The following is an 18,148-nucleotide window of genomic DNA, read 5'->3' as shown; positions in this document are numbered from 1 at the left end:
GACGTTATTAGTGTGAATATCGGTTATTTAAGCAACAAGCATGCCACTTAATTAGGAATATCTATGCCGGCATCTCGCATCTTAGCCAGTTTATAGCGCAGCGTTCTTGGGCTGATACCCAATTTCTCTGCCATCTCTTTACGGCGTCCATTACAATCTTGCATGGTCTGTAAAATGATAGCAAATTCTTGATCTCGTAGTTCCCCACCTAAGCTTGATGCAGCGTTACTATCAACCAGTGGGCTTTCTGGCTCAGCAACAGGGGCGACCATCGGAGCGGGTTGTCCCGACTCTACGACACTTTGTAAGCTATTGGCATCTTGCCAGTCGATACCTTCAAGTAAGATGTGATCGTCAGTGATGGCACCGTTGTCACTTAAAATCAACGCGCGCTGAACGACGTTATCTAACTCACGAACATTACCCGGCCATGCGTAGGTCACTAGCTTATCTAATGCGGCTTGGGATATCTGAGGAAACGCTACGCCAAGTTTTTGGCAGTGACGTTCAATTAAGTGTTTCGTTAGAGGGCCGATATCTCCTGAACGCTCCGCCAAAGGTGGCCACGCTATTGGAAAGACATTTAATCGGTAATATAAATCCTCTCGGAAATTACCCTCTTGTACGTACTGTTTCAAGTCTCGGTTACTGGTCGCCAAGACTCGTACATCCAGCTTAATACTCTTCCGACTACCAAGTCTCTCTACTTCACGCTCTTGCAAAACACGCAATAACTTAGCTTGTAGGTTAAGGTCCATTTCACTGATTTCATCAAGTAGAATTGTTCCCCCTTGAGCTTGTTCAAACTTACCAGGACACGCTTGAACGGCTCCAGTAAACGCCCCTTTTTCATAACCAAAAAGCGTCGCTTCCAGCATATTGTCAGGAATAGCTGCACAGTTTATGGCAATAAAAGGCCCTGACTTACGGTTTGACGCATTGTGGATATAGCGAGACATCACCTCTTTACCTGACCCACTTGGGCCAAGAACCATTACGTTGGCATCTGTTTTGGCTACTTTATCTGCAAGGGCAAGTAGCTTGAGGCTTTTGGGATCAGCAACCACTGCATCACCATTGTCATCTGATTTCACCGGAGCATAACGACTTACCATATTCAACAATACTTCTGGCGCAAATGGCTTAGCCATATAGTCGATCGCACCATCCTTCATCGCTGATACCGCATCTTCGATATTGGCGTAAGCGGTCATCAAGAGTACTGGAAGGTTTGGCCAGTGCGTTTTAATATTACGCAGCAGCGCTAAGCCACCCATTCCGGCCATTTGCACGTCAGAAACAACGATATCAACTTGATTTTGTTTGAGCTTAACCAAAGCTTCTTCAGCACTTTCAGCCTCTAGCCATTCGTATCCTGCTAGAGCTAATGTATCCACCAGTGCTTCTCTTAAACCTTCATCATCCTCAACAATTAAAACTTTACTCTGTGTCATCGTTCTCTCCATTGTTGATATTTTCCTGCTCGGTGTGTGCCACCTGATTCGGTAAACAGATGGTAAAACACGCGCCATCTCCCGGTTCAGAGATAAGTTCTAAGCGTCCTTTATGCGCACGACAAACCATCTGCACAACCGCTAAGCCAAGCCCCGTGCCCTGAGAGCGGGTCGTAAAGAAAGGCTCCATGATTTTACCTTGTAACTCTTTCTCTATCCCGGGTCCATTATCTTGTACTGAAATGCGTACTTCATCATTAACCGCGCGCAAATACACGTCTATCTGGCACCCTTTACCCGCATTCTGAATCGCATTGAGTACCAGGTTACTCAGTGCAGAAGCCACTGAGTTGACATTACCGACGAGGCTAACATCACCATCTTCAATCTCGACATGATAATCAATTTGATTACCTCGAACAGCCGCTTCTACCATTGGAGCCAGTTCATCGGCAAGCGCTTGCACCGTGAAAGGCTTGATCACTTTATTATCACCACCTTTGGCAAACAGAAGCATATCATTGACTTGCTTTTCCAAGTCATGAAGACGGTCCATTAACTTAGTCTGGAATCGCTCTTTAGTGGCTGGTGCAAGATTTGGTGCGGATAAATTCGAGGCATACAACATTGCGCTAGACAATGGGGTACGAACTTGATGTGCCAGCGAGGCGACCATTCGCCCCAAAGACGACAAACGCTGCAAGTCACTCACGCGAGATTGCAATAAGCGTGTCTCGGTCAGGTCAGTAATCAAAATAAGCTGGCCAGTATTTGAAGCTGATATAGCAAGACGCACCTTCCTACCATTGCGCAAGGATATTTCATGCCCATCATCCTCTTGGGGAGCAAAAGCGGCTTGAATAACGTTAAACCAACGCTCACCAACCAAAGGTACCGATAAAAGACGCAATGCTTCTGGGTTTGCTTCGCGCACAACACCATGAGTATCCAGCAAGATCACACCTGCCGGCATAACGTCTAACACTTGTTTATATCGCTCTACCTGAGACTCCAACGTATCGAGGTGAGACTGGTGTTGTGATGGGTCTGACGGTTGCATTTTAATCTGTGCCATAAATAGAACAAAAGCCTGACACGCAACATGCGTTTCAGGCAATTATTGTTTTTTCATAAGGTTAGTAGAAAGATGATACTAAGCAGGCATTTATCGCTGCATATTGTATTTACGCATTTTTTCTACCAACGTAGTGCGACGCATACCCAACATATCAGCGGCTCTTGCCACGACGCCACCTTGTGCGTCTAATGCTTGGCTAATCATATTGACTTCCAAATCGGCAAGCATCTCTTTTAGGTTAATACCCTCTTCTGGAAGAGATTGGGGAGCTTGAGTACTGCTTGTCAACTGATCCGGCTCTTCAAAGCTAAAGTCTTCAGCAAAAATATTCGCCAACACATCACGCTCTTGCTCTTCCAAAGCGGCTTCTTCTTGCATCTCTGGTTGAAACTCTGGGATATCCGAATAGCGGTATTTAGTCGGAAGATGGTTCACGTCAACAAGACTATTTGGGTATAAAATCACCATCCGCTCAATCAGATTAGCTAACTCACGAACGTTGCCTGGCCAGTGGTGCTCCATCAATGAATTGATCGCACGTGGAGTGAAACAGATTGGCTGACCGCCCTCCGCTTCCATTCGTGTCATCAACTCCTGAAGCAATAGCGGAATATCAGGACGACGCTCACGCAGCGCAGGCATCTCTATCGGAAACACATTTAGACGATAATAAAGGTCTTCGCGGAAGTTACCTTCTTCGATCATCTTCTCTAAATTTCGGTGGGTGGCCGCTATAACACGAACGTTTGCTCGAATAGTGACATTACCACCGACACGCTCAAAACAACGCTCTTGAAGCACCCTTAAAAGCTTAACTTGCATCGACATCGGCATATCACCGATTTCATCCAAGAAAATCGTTCCACCTTCAGCTAGCTCAAAACGACCTTTGCGTGCAGTTAAAGCGCCAGTAAATGCGCCTTTTTCATGTCCAAACAGTTCACTTTCCAGCAACTCGGCAGGGATAGCTCCACAGTTAATTGGCACAAATGGGCCAGTACGACGCGGTGAGTGATAGTGCACGTTGCGAGCGACGACTTCCTTACCTGTACCCGACTCTCCTAAAATCAATACATTCGCTTCGGTGCCAGACACTTGCTCTATCATGTGACGCACTTGTTGAATCCCAGAGCTCTGCCCCACTAAGCTGCGAAACAAGGTATTTTTTCTGGAAGAAGAAGGGACTTGAACACCCTTGCGACCGAGGAACTCTTTACAATGACGCAAAGCCTCACTGAGCTGTGGGTAATTAAGAGGATACTCCAACTCACCCACATAGTGCGTCAAATCCTCGACTGAATACGCCTGCTTTCCAGCAAGAAGCAGAGGAATATGGTTCGCTTTCAAAATACGCTCTCGCAGAGCGGCGAGGAGCTGTTTATTGGATGATGTTCCTAAAACACACGCCGTCCAAGATGCAGACCAATCTATAGTCTCTGCTTGCTCGGAACTAATGGCATGCGAGGGTTCGCCAACAAACTCAAAAATGTTACTCAGATTGTTACGCAACTGCGCATCATCCTCAATCACGAGTATTTTTAATAAACCTTGCATAGGTAAATCGATTGCCTTCAAAACTGTTGGACTGACTCTATATAATAGTTGTGAGCTTCATAGAATGCCGCTGAACAAAAGTACGGTATCGCCTCAGATCGTTCGGCGCATATTTATGAATTAAAGCCAGTATGGGACACACGAAATAAGCAACCTAATGAATTACTTAGCTGAATGTATCTATGTTGTGCTTAAAACACTTTGGGCAACATTTTATTTGAATTAAAAAATAAGGCAACTCACGAGGGCCGTGATGTGACATTAATGAGGGATTTAATTATAGAGTGGAGGCATTTAGAGCGGAACTAAACAAAGAGGAGAGTGTAGCGCCATCATTAAAACGGCGCTAAATCAGAAAGATAGTGACATTAGATACCAATATCTGCTGCTGTTAGATTATGGTATTCGGTTGGAATCTGATCCCACGCTGATTTAATTTCACGTAGGATTTCGACTACATCATCAATGGGCTGAGGGTCATTACTGATATTTGCCGACGAAATCTGGTTAATCATGAAGTCATATAGCTGATCTAGATTACGCGCAATATCACCCCCATCATTCATTGACAGGCATGAGCGTAAGCTAATGATAATGTCTAGTGCTTTGCCCAAGCGCTCGCCTTTGACGGAAACATTGCCTTGAAGCATCGCGGCCTTTCCCTGGATCAAGCGTTCTACCGCTCCAGCCATCAGCATTTGTACAATCTTGTGTGGGGATGCTGCACTTAACTGACTGTCTACTGATACTTTCTTGTAAGCTTGTAACGAACCGCGCATGGTTAACCTCTTTTAAATAAACCTTTTGTACTGTTGAACAGATTTCACACCTTTGCGGAACTTTCGGAGCTCTTCTCCTGTAGCCCGCGTTTGCTGCTCCATCTGCGCAATCAGCTTCTTTGTCTTACTGACTAAATCCAGCCATTCCGCCTCTTGAGCAAGAGTGGGTTGCCTTTCTATCTCAGACAAAGCGTTTTCAATCATTCTTTTCCTTGTATCGACCAACGAACGAAACTCTTGAGAATTAAATTGCTCACTTTCCATCAAAGCGGCAATTTTGTGGTCAATATCATAAATGGCTTGATAACGATTCATTGAACATTACCCAATGACGTTCATCATGCCAGACAACTGGGCCTGCATATTGCTGGTTGCGTCCTGCATTGCCGCGAAGCGATCATGAGTGCGCTTCTCCAAGCTCTCCATACGGCGATCAAGTGCCGCTTGGTCATCTCGCAGGCGGTAATTTCGCTCCACTATCCCTTGTTCTCGGGTACGAATTGACCCTGTCGGGCCGGTAAAATCACCAATCGCGTTCTCTATTCGTCGAGCAAAACCGTCACTGCCATCAAAAAAGTCTTCCAAATTATGGAAGTTGTCTTCCAGTTGACGATTCAACGTTTGATGATTGATCTCTAAGCTACCCTCACGAGTCGTCGTAACACCAAATGCACTTAACGTATTCATATCCGCAGCAGCACCTTCAATTGGCGAAGTAAACACTGCCTTTAAACGGTTCTCAGCACTTCTCACTAAACTGTCTCCGGCCAACGGGCCCGCGCGACCTGTCATAGGATCAACACCCGCGAGATCTTTGCTTACCATGAAAAACTGGTTGTAAGCCTGAACAAACTGTTCGATTTGATCACGTACTCGGTTACGATCATATTCTACAGAGACTTCTGCAGATCGCTCATTCGGGTCAGAGACATTCATCAGCGTAAGATTGACACCTTGGATAGCATTCTCTATCACATTGTTATCACTACTTACCTGGGCGATACCATCAAGAAGTACCTTTGAGTCTTGAGCGACCTCTACTTGAGTCATGCCATTGTAAGCATCAAATGAGGCTTGGGCCGCTATCAAATCTGCGTGTGCTTTATCAAACTTCTCTAGTTCAGCTCGCTCCTGATCCGTTAACTTCGCCCGTTCAACTTGTTTGGCTTCCTCTTCACTCATTGCACCATCAGAGACCGCTTTCGCAATCGCAGCCTTCTCTTCCGCGAGTTTTTTATCCAGCTTCTCTTGCGCCTCTGTTGGCGTCACGTATGAGTCGGTCAGCGTACCTGATGCTGTGTTGCTCCAGCCTGGTACTTCTTCTGATTTTGCCCTAGCTTTTTCATCAAGCTCTGGGCCCGGCTCATAATAGGAATCAATGAGCGTGCCGGAGGCTGTCTCTGTCCACCCAGGAATTCGGTCCTGTGGACGTTGATACGCCGAAGCTTGCTCCGTTGCATTCACCGCTGTCACCGCGGCTGCGGGACTATTGGCAGAGTGTTGTTCAGACTGGGCCGCTGCTTGAGCTTCTTCAACTATTTGCTCATCGACAACTTTTGCTGCATCAATCAAGGTATCTGCGACCTTTTGTGCGGCAATTTTTTGTACGGGATCCAAAGGGCTTATCAGCTCTTGAGCCGCGGCGCGCGCCTGTTCAAGATCTTTAACCCGTTGCTCTAAGGACTTGTATTCCAGTTGTTTGAGACTATTCGAAGGCTCATCCGACTGAACTATGATCGATATGGCGTTCTTTTCTCCGGTTTGATCGGAGGCAAGAATTAAGCGAGGCCCTTCGACATCGTTAATGACAGAGGCACGAACACCGGGGTTCGCCTTCTCCTCATTAATGCCACGAACGATGTCGTCGAGCTTACTGTTTTGTTTAACGTCTAACGTGAAACTGCGGCTACCTAGCTTTATTTGCAGCTTACCCTCATCAAACTTCTCCCCTTCAGCAAGCACTGCAGAGGCAAGCTTATGACTTTGAGCAAGCTGCAACACATCAACAGAGTATCGTCCTGCGATGGCTTCCGTCGTAGCGGTTGCCGACACTGTGCTGTCGTCTGTTGTATCAACAGCGCGAGCAGCAAACGCTTTTTCGTGACGAAAGTCAGCCATAAGATACTTCATCGTATCCAGCGACTCTTTGAGTCGACCATAAGAACTAATACTGGTTTCATTGTCAGCACGTTGATTGTCGATGCGTTGCTGCTTTGGAATTCGCTCCGCATCCACCATTTTGCTGACCATGGAATTGATATCCATGCCAGTATTCATCCCCATTGGGCCTAAACTCATCTCATTACCTCAAAAACCTAGACTTTATCAATCAACAACCCGGTGCTTTGTCCACTGGACTGCTGACGTAGTCGTCTTAGTACCTCTAACAGTTCTTCATCGGGTATCTGACGGATCAGTTCACCTGTATCCACATCGAAAATTGATACCACTTCACGTCCAGCATCTTCGTCTTTTTTGAACACGATGCTTTTGTTCATGGATGAGATAAACTCATTCAACTGTTCGACGACTTTCTCACGCTCTTGCTCATTGAGCTGCTTTCGTTCCAAAGTGATTTGACTCACTTTTTCACTCGCGTGAACGCTTCGTTCATTTACCGCAATGGTGTTGTCGCTCTTTTTTTGAGCGGCAACCTGTGTTGGACCTTGGTTTTTTAAAGCAATGTTTATGCCACTTTGAGAGCCGTAAGGATGGGTTGCTGATGTGTTGGAAGAATATTCCATAGCACCTACTCCCGTCCTGTACATTCGCCTCCAACGCGTCCTAAGTCAGAGCTCTCAATAAGCTTCAAACGAAACCTATCGATAACCTTATAGCAAGCTTAGTGCTGCAGATGGCGTCTGCTTAGCTTGTGCAAGAATAGAGGTACTTGCTTGCTGCAGAATCTGCGACTTAGTCATTGCTGTTGTCTCTTTCGCGTAGTCTGTATCTAGGATACGGCTACGAGACGCATTAACGTTTTCGTTAATGTTATCTAGGTTATTGATTGTGTGGTTAAAACGGTTTTGAATTGCACCAAGCTCTGCACGCTGACTATCAACTGCTTTTAGCGCACCATCGATAACGTTTACCGCTTGCTGAGAACCAGCAACCGACGTGATATCAATGTCGTTTACAGTCTTATCAACACCTGCACCGATAGACAAATCAGTTGCAAGGTCACCACCAATAACAAGCGTACTTGTATCAACTGCCGTATTTGCAGCAAATAGTTGTAACGTGTTGTCTTCGCCAACAGATGCTTTTACATCATTGCTTTGGCCATTGATATAAGTCGCAACTTGCTCGATATCATCGCCTTCTTTAACATCAATCGATAGCGATTGAACTACACCAGTGCTATCTGTGTAATCTAAAGTAAGCTCTGTGTTACCGTTGGTTGCAACCCAGCCATCAGCTTGTGCAGCACCCGTGAAAGCTTTACCACCCATTTCTGTTGTATCAGAGCGCATGTTACCCATGCTCATGATTACCGCTTCACCAGAAGCCGCACCGATCTGGAATGATTGCTGGCCGTAAGTGCCATTCAACAGTTTATTACCACCGAACGAAGTCGTTTCTGCGATACGGTTTAGCTCATTGTTAAGAGCCGTCACTTCCTCTTGAAGAGCAATACGCTCGCCTTTAGAGTTAGAGCCGTTAGCAGATTGAAGTGAAAGGTCACGCATACGTTGCAGGATATTTGTAGACTCTTGCATTGCACCTTCAGCTGTCTGTGCAATAGAGATACCATCATTCGCGTTACGTACCGCCACGTCCAAGCCACGACTTTGCGATGTCAAACGGTTCGAGATCTGTAGACCCGCTGCGTCATCTTTTGCGCTATTAATTTTATAGCCAGATGACAAGCGCTCCATAGATCGGTTTACGTCATTCGCCGCATTGTTCAGGTTACGTTGTGCCGTCATAGCAGCAACGTTAGTATTTACGTTAATTGCCATAGTCGATCTCCTTAAGGCATTTAGGTTTATACGCCGTCGTGTCTCTCACCTCACTAAGACGTATATCATTTCTCTCAATCTTTTAACGGCGGCTATAGCAATTGCTTTAGGGGAAATTTCGATTTTTTATCAGTTAGTTGGGCTTATTGAATGTCGGAGGTGACTTAGGACAATTTTTAGGCAGGTTGAAGGTAGAAGAAAAATATAGAATACGAAATCAGAGGCACTTTAGGTTGTCGTTGCGAGTGGAACTATACACTCAATGCTTGCGTTACTTTGTCCTCCAGCCCTATTCCTATCTCTAAAAGAAAAAATCCAGCCGAAGCTGGATTTTTGTCATCATTTGAAAGCTTATTAGCCTAGTAGGCTAAGCGCTGAGTTTGGCGCTTGCTTCGCTTGAGCAAGAATTGAGCTCGAAGCTTGAGATAGAATCTGAGACTTCGTCATCGCCGTTGTTTCTTTTGCGAAATCAGTGTCTTTGATTCGGCTCTTAGACGCATTTACGTTTTCGTTGATGTTGTCTAGGTTATTGATTGTGTGGTTGAAACGGTTTTGAATCGCACCCAGTTCAGCACGATGGCTGTCAACGTATTTTAGTGCTGAGTCAATGATTGCAACCGCTTCTTGAGAACCACCGACAGATGTTACATCGATGTCATTTACCGTTACAGCAGCGCCGGCGCCCATTGCTAGGTCAGTTTGTAGTGAACCACCAAAACTCAGTGCAACACTAGTATCAACTTTATTCTCACCAGCGTAGATTTGTAGAGCACCATTTTCATCAACGTTTGCTTGAACAACGTCTGTTTGACCATTGATGTAAGTTGCTAGTTGCTCGATATCATCGCCTTCTTTTGCGTCGATAGTAATCGTTTGTGTCGCACCATCTAGGTCTGTGTAACCGATAGTCAAGTCAGCACCGGCACCAACTGCCCAATCACCGCTTTGAGGGTTAGCCGCTTTGTGCGCTAGACCGCCCATGTTACCGTTGTCAGAGCGAAGGTCTTTCAGCTCCATGATAACCGCTTCACCCGAGTCCGCACCAATTTGGAAAGACTGCTCACCGTAAGTACCGTTAATCAGTTTCTGACCACCGAAAGAGGTTGTTTCTGCGATGCGGTTCAGTTCGTTGTTCAGTGCTGTCACTTCTTCTTGGATTGCAATACGCTCTGATTTCGAGTTTGAACCGTTTGAAGATTGTAGAGACAAATCACGCATACGTTGTAGGATGTTGGTTGTCTCGTTCATTGCACCTTCAGCGGTTTGTGCAATAGAGATACCGTCGTTTGCGTTACGTACTGCAACATCTAGACCGCGACTTTGTACGTTCAAGCGGTTAGAGATTTGTAGACCCGCAGCATCATCTTTTGCGCTGTTGATTTTGAAGCCTGAAGATAGGCGTTCCATTGAAGTCTGTTGCGCTGAGTTTGCATTGTTAAGGTGACGCTGAGCTGTCATTGCTGCTACGTTAGTATTTACATTCACTGCCATGGTGATTTCTCCAATTGATTTTCCGATAGTTCCGGTTTCCGACGTCTCGGAAAACCAAGTAGTTCTCTCAAAGTTAATTTCTTAACGGCGCACTCTGAGAATCCTTTAGAAAAAAAATCACTTTTTTTAAAAAAACTTTCATTCCGTTTATAAATGCATCAGTTAGCGTTAAATTCACGTTTTTTATCGAATTATCGCTAAAGTTGCCGCAGCGTTGGTCGATAAACGCTGCCCTATCTTCTCCTGCACCCTTATCCGTTTAATAGCGTAATTGCAATATCAGGCTGGCGCTTTGCCTGCGCCAAGATACTCGCACTCACTTGTTGCAAGATCTGCTGCTTCACCATCTGTGCGCTCTCTTTGGCAAAATCGGTGTCCTTAATACGACTTTTTGATGCTGCGAGGTTTTCGTGCACATTATCAAGATTATTAATAGCGTGACTAAAACGGTTTTGCAGTGCCCCCAGCTCGGCTCGATGGCTATCGACATATTGCAGCGCTGTATCTAACACGGATATGGCTTGCTGGGCACCACCGACTGAGCGGACATTTAGGTCATTGACCGAATGATAGCCTGTGTTGACTAAGTTCAGCTCACCGGCTAAACCACCAGAGAAATTAATCGTGCCTGACGTCTCTTTGCCTGCCATGAAGACCTGTAAGCGCCCATCTTCATCTACCGACGCAGAAACGGCATCGGTTTGACCATTTATATAGGTAGCAAGCTGTTCAATATCATCGCCGACTTTGGCTTCAATGGTAATGGTTTGATGACTACCATCCGCATCGAGATATCGCATCACAAGCTGTTCGCTACCCGCAGCAACCTGCCAATCACCTGCTTTTGGTGTCTGGGCGCGGTAACTAAATCCCCCCATGCTCAGAGAGTCGGTTCGCATCGATAGAATAGACACATTGACGGCTTCCCCGCTTGAGGCACCTATCTGAAAAGCAGAGTGGCCAAAAGAGCCGTTAAGCAGTTTACGCCCACCAAACGAAGTTGTTTCAGCGATGCGATTTAGCTCATCATTAAGTTGAGTGACTTCTTCTTGTATGGCTTCGCGCTCCGCAGCAGAGTTTGAGCCATTGGCTGCTTGCAGTGACAAGTCTCGCATGCGCTGCATGATATGGGTACTTTCCTGCATCGCGCCCTCGGCCGTTTGCATTATAGAGATACCATCATTGGCATTACGTACAGCGACATCTAAACCTCGCATCTGAGATTCGATACGATTGGATATCTGCAAACCAGCAGCATCATCTTTAGCACTATTAATACGGCTCCCTGAAGCGAGGCGCTCCATGGATTGATTGAGCTGATGCGTCGCATTGGCTAAATGCCTTTGTGCTGTCATCGCTGCAATATTGGTATTAACGGTGATGGTCATGCTTTAGTCGCTAGTCGTTTAAGTTTAGAGATCCTCATACTGTTATCGGCGAGGTGGATTGAGACTTTAATAGAAAAAAACCGAGCACTTTGGCTCGGTTCGAAATCACGGTTTTGACTTGGATGTCTTACTGGAGCTTAACGCCCTGCAGCATCTCTTGACTAGGCGCGAAGAAGTACGCCCCGGTCACAGCGCTCGTAAAGCGCAGCAGTTGGTCAGTTTTCCCATCAGTCACACCATACATGCTCTCTAGCATCGCTTTAAAGTTATGCAGTGTATGACAGTAAGCAATGAACAGCAGACCATGATCACCACTTACCGTGCCGTACGGCAAGCTATGGCGAACAATTTTCAGCCCTTTACCTTCTTCCTTAATATCAACACGACCAACGTGCGACGCCGCTGGCACGTCATCAAGTTCGATTGAGTCTGGCTTAGTACGACCAACAACCTTCTCTTGAGCAGAGATGTTCAAGCGATTCCATGCTGGCAAGTTGTGAATAAAGCGCTGAACCATCACGTAGCTGCCACCAGCGAACTCACCTTCAGGAATAATCGCGACTTCGCGACGTTGCTCACCCTCTGGGTTTTCAGTGCCATCAACAAAGTCCGTCATGTCACGAGAGTCTAGGTAACGGAAACCATTCGTTTCATCGACGATGTCAACACAGCCCTCAACCGCAGAGATAAACTTACGCAACACGTAAAAGTGTAAGTCAGGGCGCTGAGAGTGACAGTGAATTAACACATCAACATCTGATGAAGGAGCGGTAATATCACCTTCACCCAGTGCTTCAAACGACTCAAGTTCCGCAGGCATCGCAACATCAAGCTTTGCCCAGAACTGACGAGTAAACGCAATAGAAAGCGCCAAGTTTGCTCCCGGTTGATTTTGGTTTAGCTCTTCAACCAATGCAGGTAGCGCTTGAAGCTCAGCCAAGACGGCCGCTTCGTTTTGGTTAACTTTGATTAGTGTGTATTGAGCAAATGGTTCCGCTTCAGGAAGAATTGCACTTTGAACAACAGACATTTTAGTTTCCTTAATTTTATCTCGCTAAGCCTGCTTAGCCTCTAATCTATCTATACCCCAAGACACTGCTTGAATGTATTCGGATATAGATGTCCCCTTTTTACTGCTTCGCTATAGACTTTCGATCACTGTCATAACCATTTCGTTTGAGGCAGTCGACTACTGTTTTGCTCTTCATCACGTAAAGCCCAAACCACAGCATAAACACCATTGTCAGTCCATGCGACCAGCTAAACGCCCCGTGTTGCAAAACAATATGGTATATCGTTTGTCCAGATTGTATCAATATCATTATGAGTGTAATGGGCTTTGCAATACTCACAATCCGGTTAATCATCTTGCGTTCAGCATTGCGCAGTGAGATAAGCCACATAAATAGCAATGGGGGCAAACCGAGTAACATCCCCATTTTCAGCATTGCGCTGTCAGGGTAAACCCACTCCAAAATCTGAGTGCCCTCGTCTCGACTTGCACCAGCGACGATAAACACCACCCAAGCTCTAGCCAAGAACAGCCAACCTAACATCAGCAACGTGGGGGCTTTTAGAAAACCGTGATCGGTGTATCGATCCATTGAATAACGCAATTTGACTTCCTTTCCGATTGGTTTCATATGAGCGCAGCGCTATTATGTCACTAAATAAATACTTCCGTTACTGCAAAAGAGTCAAATGAATAAAAACACACCACCATCTGCAGAAGCTCAAAATGAAGCCATGTCAATTGCCCGTGCCACGCAGAAACCGGGACAGACCAAAGAGCAAACCAAGCTTATCGCTCAAGGTATTGCGAAAGGAATAGCCCAATACAAAAAGCAGCAAAAAGAGCGTAATAGAAAGGCCGACAAAGCCAAAAAACAAGCAAAGAAAGAGAAAACCAAACTAGAGCAACAAACAAATACACACACTAACGTACAAGAAGCAGCGCCTAAAGCAGAGGCAACGGCGCCAAAATTGCCCTGGGCTTTGCTCATCGCTAGCTGGGTTGGATTTATCACTGCTTGGACAATGACACGATGAAAAACAACCGAAAATTTCCTCGCCTAATGACTTGCGCTGTATTTGCCATTGTTCTTTCAGGTTGCGCCAACCCTACGGCAAGACTCACTCACGATGCTAAAGATATCGAAGTACGTATTGACGGCAGTTTTGACCCACAAGATTGCCAATGGGTCGGCGATGTGACGGGAAGTGAAGGTCACTGGTACAGTTATCTCTTTTTCACCAACGATGTCATGATTCGCGGCGCCGTTAACGACTTAAAAAATAACGCACAACAGCTTGGTGCAGATACCGTTTACATGATCAACCCACAAGACTTTGTCACTTCGTTCACGGTATTTGGCACAGCCTACCGCTGCAACAGCCAATAATAAAAAAGACTTGCTCAAAGCCGTGAGCAAGTCTTTTGATTCTCAACTTTATCATGCGTCAATTACGCATTGATACTGGTTACGATATCCGTCTTTTTGGAATTCACCCAATGACTGTCAAAAGGCCCCCAATCAGAAAGGCGGTAGTAACCATCGTTGTGTCGGCGACCATCCTGGACAAAGTTCAAAGAAATACCGATGCCAGGAAGCGCCTTAAGCACGTCTTGAATAGTACGTCGTGGCCAACCCGTTAATTCAATTAGCTTTGGAACGTTTGGGCGTTCCTCACTATCCACTAATAAAGCAATATACAAACGTCTTGCAAAGACAGGACTCAGTTCCATTGATACCTCCTAAATATCTCTAGAACATTATTCGCGTTCCTGATTGAAATTGTTTGTTTTTGATCAAATATCTTTTCAACTTACAGAAATTAAATGCAACCAATTGAATTAAATCACTTTAAATCTTTGAAAATTAACATGATAACTATAAATTAAATAATTTTCTGATAACTTTATTTACAATTTTGTTGCTCGATTACAGCTTTAATCTCTTCCAGTTGCTGACTTAATTGAACGATTTGCTGCTTTAACTCATCGACTTGTTGGTCATCTTTATTCGATTCCTCTTCCACAAACCAAGACGCCACAAAGCCAGTAAACGTACCAAATAGACCAACACCAGAGATCATCAACATGGTTGCAATGACTCGGCCACCGCTGGTCACCGGATAGTAATCACCGTAGCCTACCGTCGTCATGGTAACGAAGGACCACCATAGCGCATCTATCGCGTTATTGATGTTTGAACCCTCTGCGCCACGTTCAAACTCCAATATCCCCACAGCGCCAAAGATCATCAGAATGATCGACATTGCGGCAACCAAAGAGAACGTCCCTTGCATTCGTGAGCGGAGTACAAAAGTGAGTAGTACTTTCACCGACCGAATCGCCCTCAATATCCTGAGTACACGAATAACCCGAACAAGACGACCATAGCGAAATGCATCAAGCATCGGGATGCTTGACAGCAGATCGATCCAGCCCCATTTCATAAAGGACCATTTATTGTCAGCACGGTAAAAGCGAATCGAAAAATCAAGTAGGAAAAAAACGCACACCACATGGTCAGCCATGCGCAACACCTGCTTTACATCCTCTTCGGGCAAAAACAGATGTTCGAACAATAAGGCAAGCAGGACATAGACCGACAATATAAGCGTAAATATTTGAAATGGGCCGATCTCTTCAATTTCATCGCGTTTGGTCTTAGTCACTACTGTTTATCCTTGTCCCACACCCCTATAGTGTAACTATATGTCACCGTTGGATAAATCGGTAATTTCATCATACGCTCTTGGCAAAGGTATCGTCACGTTTCCACCTCAAAACAACCAACAATGGCCCCTTCTACACCAACTAGGCGAAACGATAACGCCACCTTTACCTTTCAATGTCTGAGAAACGCTAGACACAGCAACGGCTGGGTTGTTACATTCATTGCTTCAGTTTTCAAAGAGTAGGACCGACTATGAGCATTACCATGTATGGTATTCCTAACTGTGACACGATAAAAAAAGCAAAGCGTTGGCTCAGCGACAACCAAGTCACTTTCGATTTTCACGACTACCGTAAACAAGGTATCGATGAAACCCTAGTTACTCGCTTTTGCCAAGAGCTTGGCTGGGAAACCGTTGTTAACAAGCGAGGCACTACCTATCGTCAATTAAGTGATGAACAGAAGCAGTCGCTCTCTGAGGAGACAGCCATCGCCTTACTGCTTGAATCGCCGGCGATGATCAAGCGCCCTATCCTCGAAGTCGAAGGACAGCTTCATATCGGCTTTAAAGCTGACCAATACCAATCGATTTTTTAATTTTAGTAATTTAGTAAGTAGCTGGAGGCAACACCTCTGCCTCCGTCGTTAAGGAAAACAGAATGACAGATAGCCCTGTTTTATCATTGGCTAAAGATCTTATTAGCCGCCGCTCAGTCACCCCTGAAGACGCGGGTTGCCAAGAAGTGATGATTAATCGCTTGAAAGCGCTTGGTTTTGAGATTGAAGTGATGGTATTCGAAGATACCACCAATTTCTGGGCACGCCGTGGCAACAAAGCACCACTGTTTGCATTTGCAGGCCATACAGACGTGGTTCCATCTGGTCCAGAAGAGCAATGGCACACCCCTCCTTTTACCCCAACTGTTATCGATGACCACCTGCATGGTCGCGGTGCTGCCGATATGAAAGGCTCTCTCGCATGTATGATTGTCGCTGTCGAGCGTTTTATCGAACAGCACCCAGATCATGATGGCTCAATCGCGTTCTTGATTACGTCAGATGAAGAAGGACCGTTCATCAACGGCACAACGCGAGTTGTCGACACACTGATGGCTCGGGATGAGCTCATCGACATGTGTATCGTCGGTGAGCCATCGAGCACACACCATGTCGGTGATGTCATTAAGAATGGGCGTCGCGGTTCCATAACAGGCGATCTTACGGTTAAAGGGACACAGGGCCATGTCGCCTACCCTCACCTAGCCAACAACCCCGTTCATCAAGCGCTTCCTGCGCTCGCTGAGCTGGCCGCGACGACTTGGGATAATGGTAATGACTACTTCCCACCAACCAGCTTTCAGATCCCAAACCTCTCATCAGGCACTGGTGCATCTAACGTGATTCCGGGTGAGTTCGACGTCCAGTTTAACTTCCGCTTCAGTACTGAACTGACTGATGAGGATATTAAGCGTCGTGTTCACTCAACCCTCGATGCTCACGGCTTAGACTACGATCTGAAATGGACACTGAGTGGTCACCCTTTCCTTACTGACAAAGGGGAGCTTTTGACGGCCGTGGTTGATGCGGTTGAAGAGGTAAATCACAAACGTCCTGAGCTGCTTACCACAGGCGGCACGTCTGATGGACGCTTCATCGCACGTATGGGCACACAAGTGGTTGAGCTTGGTCCGGTGAATGCCACGATTCACAAAGTTAATGAGTGTGTCAGTGTCCCAGACCTAGAGAAGCTGACTGACATGTATCAGCAAACACTTGTCAATTTGTTGGCGAAATAGAAGATGAAACCTAGCGAACTGGTCGGCCTAAGCACTTCACACCTTGTGGAGTGCCTGGTAGGGAGTAAACATTTCCTGATCCACCCAACAGCGCAGCTTGATTTGTTGAGGCTGAAATCGGCGGCCAGTGACGCTGGGTTCAATCTTTGTGTTGCCTCTGGCTTTCGCGATTTTGAGCGGCAGAAGGCGATCTGGAACAGTAAAATGCTTGGACAAAGACCCACTTTAGATAAGCATGACCAACCTATCGATATGCCGTCTTTAACAGAACACGAGAAAGTCTTTAGCGTCTTGCTTTGGTCGGCACTGCCGGGCACCAGTCGACATCATTGGGGGTGTGATTTTGACCTTTATGACCATAATGCAGTTTCACCGCAGACCCCTCTCCAACTGACTCAAAATGAGTACCTTGCTGGACCGCAGCACTCTTTTTTCCAATGGCTAAAAACCCATGCGAAACAGTTTGGGTTCTTTTTCCCTTTTGACGGTAAGCGCAGTGGTTATCAGTTTGAACCCTGGCACGTGAGCCATTACACGACTTGGCAAGAAATCAGGCGCGAGCTTAAATCACATTTATTGTTGGAAGTGATACTTGAGCAAGGTTTGCTAGGAGAGGAAACCATAGAGAAGCAGTTCGAGCACATCTATACTCAGTATGTCATGTCTGTCAATGAAGGAGACTTAGATGAGTTTTCTCACTAACCCTTGGGTGATCAGCATTCTTGCGATGGGGTTCATTCTCGGCAACATTTTAGCGCTAAGAAAAGTCTCGCAAGTTCAGATGCGCAAAACCAAAACCATGTCTGATTTAGAAAAGCTAAGCGAGCTTGAGAAAAAAAATAAGCAGCGTATTGATGCTATCGAAAATAGTAAACAAGAGGCTGCCCATCAAAAGACCCCAAATGAGAACGACAAGGCTGACTCTTAAATCACCGGTTTCCAACTTGCAGACCCAAAAAATCC

Annotated in this window: 20 protein-coding genes; 6 read left to right on the top strand and 14 right to left on the bottom strand. The window is 45.9% G+C overall.

The window, feature by feature from the left end; translation table 11 throughout:
• Positions 1–47: 47 nt before the first annotated feature.
• From GT360_RS04385 to GT360_RS04330, 12 genes are all read right to left on the bottom strand, one after another.
• Entirely contained in the window at positions 48–1,454 is a 1,407-nt protein-coding gene (locus GT360_RS04385) for a sigma-54-dependent transcriptional regulator (protein WP_164647694.1), read from the bottom strand.
• Complete coding sequence (locus GT360_RS04380) at positions 1,441–2,514, bottom strand: sensor histidine kinase (RefSeq protein WP_164649570.1); 1,074 nt, start codon at positions 2,512–2,514, stop codon at positions 1,441–1,443. Before GT360_RS04380 ends, GT360_RS04385 begins: the two co-directional genes overlap by 14 nt.
• Before the next feature lie 105 nt (positions 2,515–2,619).
• Positions 2,620–4,086, bottom strand: a complete 1,467-nt coding sequence (locus tag GT360_RS04375) for a sigma-54 dependent transcriptional regulator (protein WP_164647693.1) — start codon at positions 4,084–4,086, stop codon at positions 2,620–2,622.
• A gap of 368 nt (positions 4,087–4,454) precedes the next feature.
• Entirely contained in the window at positions 4,455–4,865 is a 411-nt protein-coding gene (gene fliS, locus GT360_RS04370; protein WP_164647692.1) for a flagellar export chaperone FliS, read from the bottom strand.
• A 12-nt stretch (positions 4,866–4,877) separates the two neighbouring features.
• Entirely contained in the window at positions 4,878–5,180 is a 303-nt protein-coding gene (locus tag GT360_RS04365; protein ID WP_164647691.1) for a flagellar protein FliT, read from the bottom strand.
• A 6-nt stretch (positions 5,181–5,186) separates the two neighbouring features.
• Positions 5,187–7,163 (bottom strand): flagellar filament capping protein FliD, encoded by a 1,977-nt coding sequence (gene fliD, locus GT360_RS04360; RefSeq protein ID WP_164647690.1) that lies wholly within the window; start codon positions 7,161–7,163, stop codon positions 5,187–5,189.
• A 17-nt stretch (positions 7,164–7,180) separates the two neighbouring features.
• Positions 7,181–7,609, bottom strand: coding sequence for a flagellar protein FlaG (locus GT360_RS04355; protein WP_164647689.1), 429 nt, complete (start codon positions 7,607–7,609; stop codon positions 7,181–7,183).
• Positions 7,610–7,696: 87 nt separating this feature from the next.
• A complete protein-coding gene (locus tag GT360_RS04350) occupies positions 7,697–8,827 on the bottom strand; it encodes a flagellin (protein WP_164647688.1) in 1,131 nt (376 codons plus the stop codon).
• A 354-nt stretch (positions 8,828–9,181) separates the two neighbouring features.
• Positions 9,182–10,318: a flagellin gene (locus GT360_RS04345; RefSeq protein WP_164647687.1), complete on the bottom strand. Its 1,137-nt coding sequence runs from the start codon at positions 10,316–10,318 to the stop codon at positions 9,182–9,184.
• A 251-nt stretch (positions 10,319–10,569) separates the two neighbouring features.
• A complete protein-coding gene (locus tag GT360_RS04340) occupies positions 10,570–11,706 on the bottom strand; it encodes a flagellin (protein WP_164647686.1) in 1,137 nt (378 codons plus the stop codon).
• A 127-nt stretch (positions 11,707–11,833) separates the two neighbouring features.
• Positions 11,834–12,736, bottom strand: coding sequence for a Dyp-type peroxidase (locus GT360_RS04335; protein ID WP_164647685.1), 903 nt, complete (start codon positions 12,734–12,736; stop codon positions 11,834–11,836).
• 100 nt (positions 12,737–12,836) lie between these two features.
• On the bottom strand, positions 12,837–13,322 hold the full coding sequence (locus GT360_RS04330; protein ID WP_239502580.1) for a DUF2919 domain-containing protein: 486 nt from the start codon (positions 13,320–13,322) through the stop codon (positions 12,837–12,839).
• Between the two features lie 85 nt (positions 13,323–13,407).
• Between GT360_RS04330 and GT360_RS04325 the strand changes: the two genes are divergently transcribed.
• Positions 13,408–13,755, top strand: coding sequence for a DUF2956 domain-containing protein (locus GT360_RS04325; protein ID WP_164647683.1), 348 nt, complete (start codon positions 13,408–13,410; stop codon positions 13,753–13,755).
• Positions 13,752–14,108, top strand: coding sequence for a DUF4156 domain-containing protein (locus tag GT360_RS04320; protein WP_239502579.1), 357 nt, complete (start codon positions 13,752–13,754; stop codon positions 14,106–14,108). Before GT360_RS04325 ends, GT360_RS04320 begins: the two co-directional genes overlap by 4 nt.
• Positions 14,109–14,170: 62 nt before the next feature.
• Here GT360_RS04320 and GT360_RS04315 read toward each other — a convergent pair whose 3' ends face one another.
• Entirely contained in the window at positions 14,171–14,452 is a 282-nt protein-coding gene (locus tag GT360_RS04315) for a winged helix-turn-helix domain-containing protein (RefSeq protein ID WP_164647682.1), read from the bottom strand.
• A gap of 173 nt (positions 14,453–14,625) precedes the next feature.
• Positions 14,626–15,387: an ion transporter gene (locus tag GT360_RS04310; RefSeq protein ID WP_164647681.1), complete on the bottom strand. Its 762-nt coding sequence runs from the start codon at positions 15,385–15,387 to the stop codon at positions 14,626–14,628.
• A gap of 254 nt (positions 15,388–15,641) precedes the next feature.
• On the opposite strand from GT360_RS04310, the gene GT360_RS04305 reads away from it, so the two are divergent.
• The 4 genes from GT360_RS04305 to GT360_RS04290 all read left to right on the top strand — a co-directional run bounded on the left by GT360_RS04305 (position 15,642) and on the right by GT360_RS04290 (position 18,113).
• Positions 15,642–15,986 (top strand): ArsC family reductase, encoded by a 345-nt coding sequence (locus GT360_RS04305; RefSeq protein ID WP_164647680.1) that lies wholly within the window; start codon positions 15,642–15,644, stop codon positions 15,984–15,986.
• 62 nt (positions 15,987–16,048) lie between these two features.
• A complete protein-coding gene (dapE, locus tag GT360_RS04300) occupies positions 16,049–17,185 on the top strand; it encodes a succinyl-diaminopimelate desuccinylase (RefSeq protein ID WP_164647679.1) in 1,137 nt (378 codons plus the stop codon).
• 3 nt (positions 17,186–17,188) lie between these two features.
• Complete coding sequence (locus tag GT360_RS04295; RefSeq protein ID WP_164647678.1) at positions 17,189–17,887, top strand: M15 family metallopeptidase; 699 nt, start codon at positions 17,189–17,191, stop codon at positions 17,885–17,887.
• Positions 17,871–18,113 (top strand): DUF2897 family protein, encoded by a 243-nt coding sequence (locus GT360_RS04290; RefSeq protein ID WP_164647677.1) that lies wholly within the window; start codon positions 17,871–17,873, stop codon positions 18,111–18,113. Before GT360_RS04295 ends, GT360_RS04290 begins: the two co-directional genes overlap by 17 nt.
• Positions 18,114–18,148 lie beyond the last annotated feature (35 nt).

The organism is Vibrio astriarenae, from assembly GCF_010587385.1.
Taxonomy (GTDB): Bacteria; Pseudomonadota; Gammaproteobacteria; order Enterobacterales; family Vibrionaceae; genus Vibrio; species Vibrio astriarenae.
This window is presented reverse-complemented; position numbering and strand designations above follow the sequence as displayed.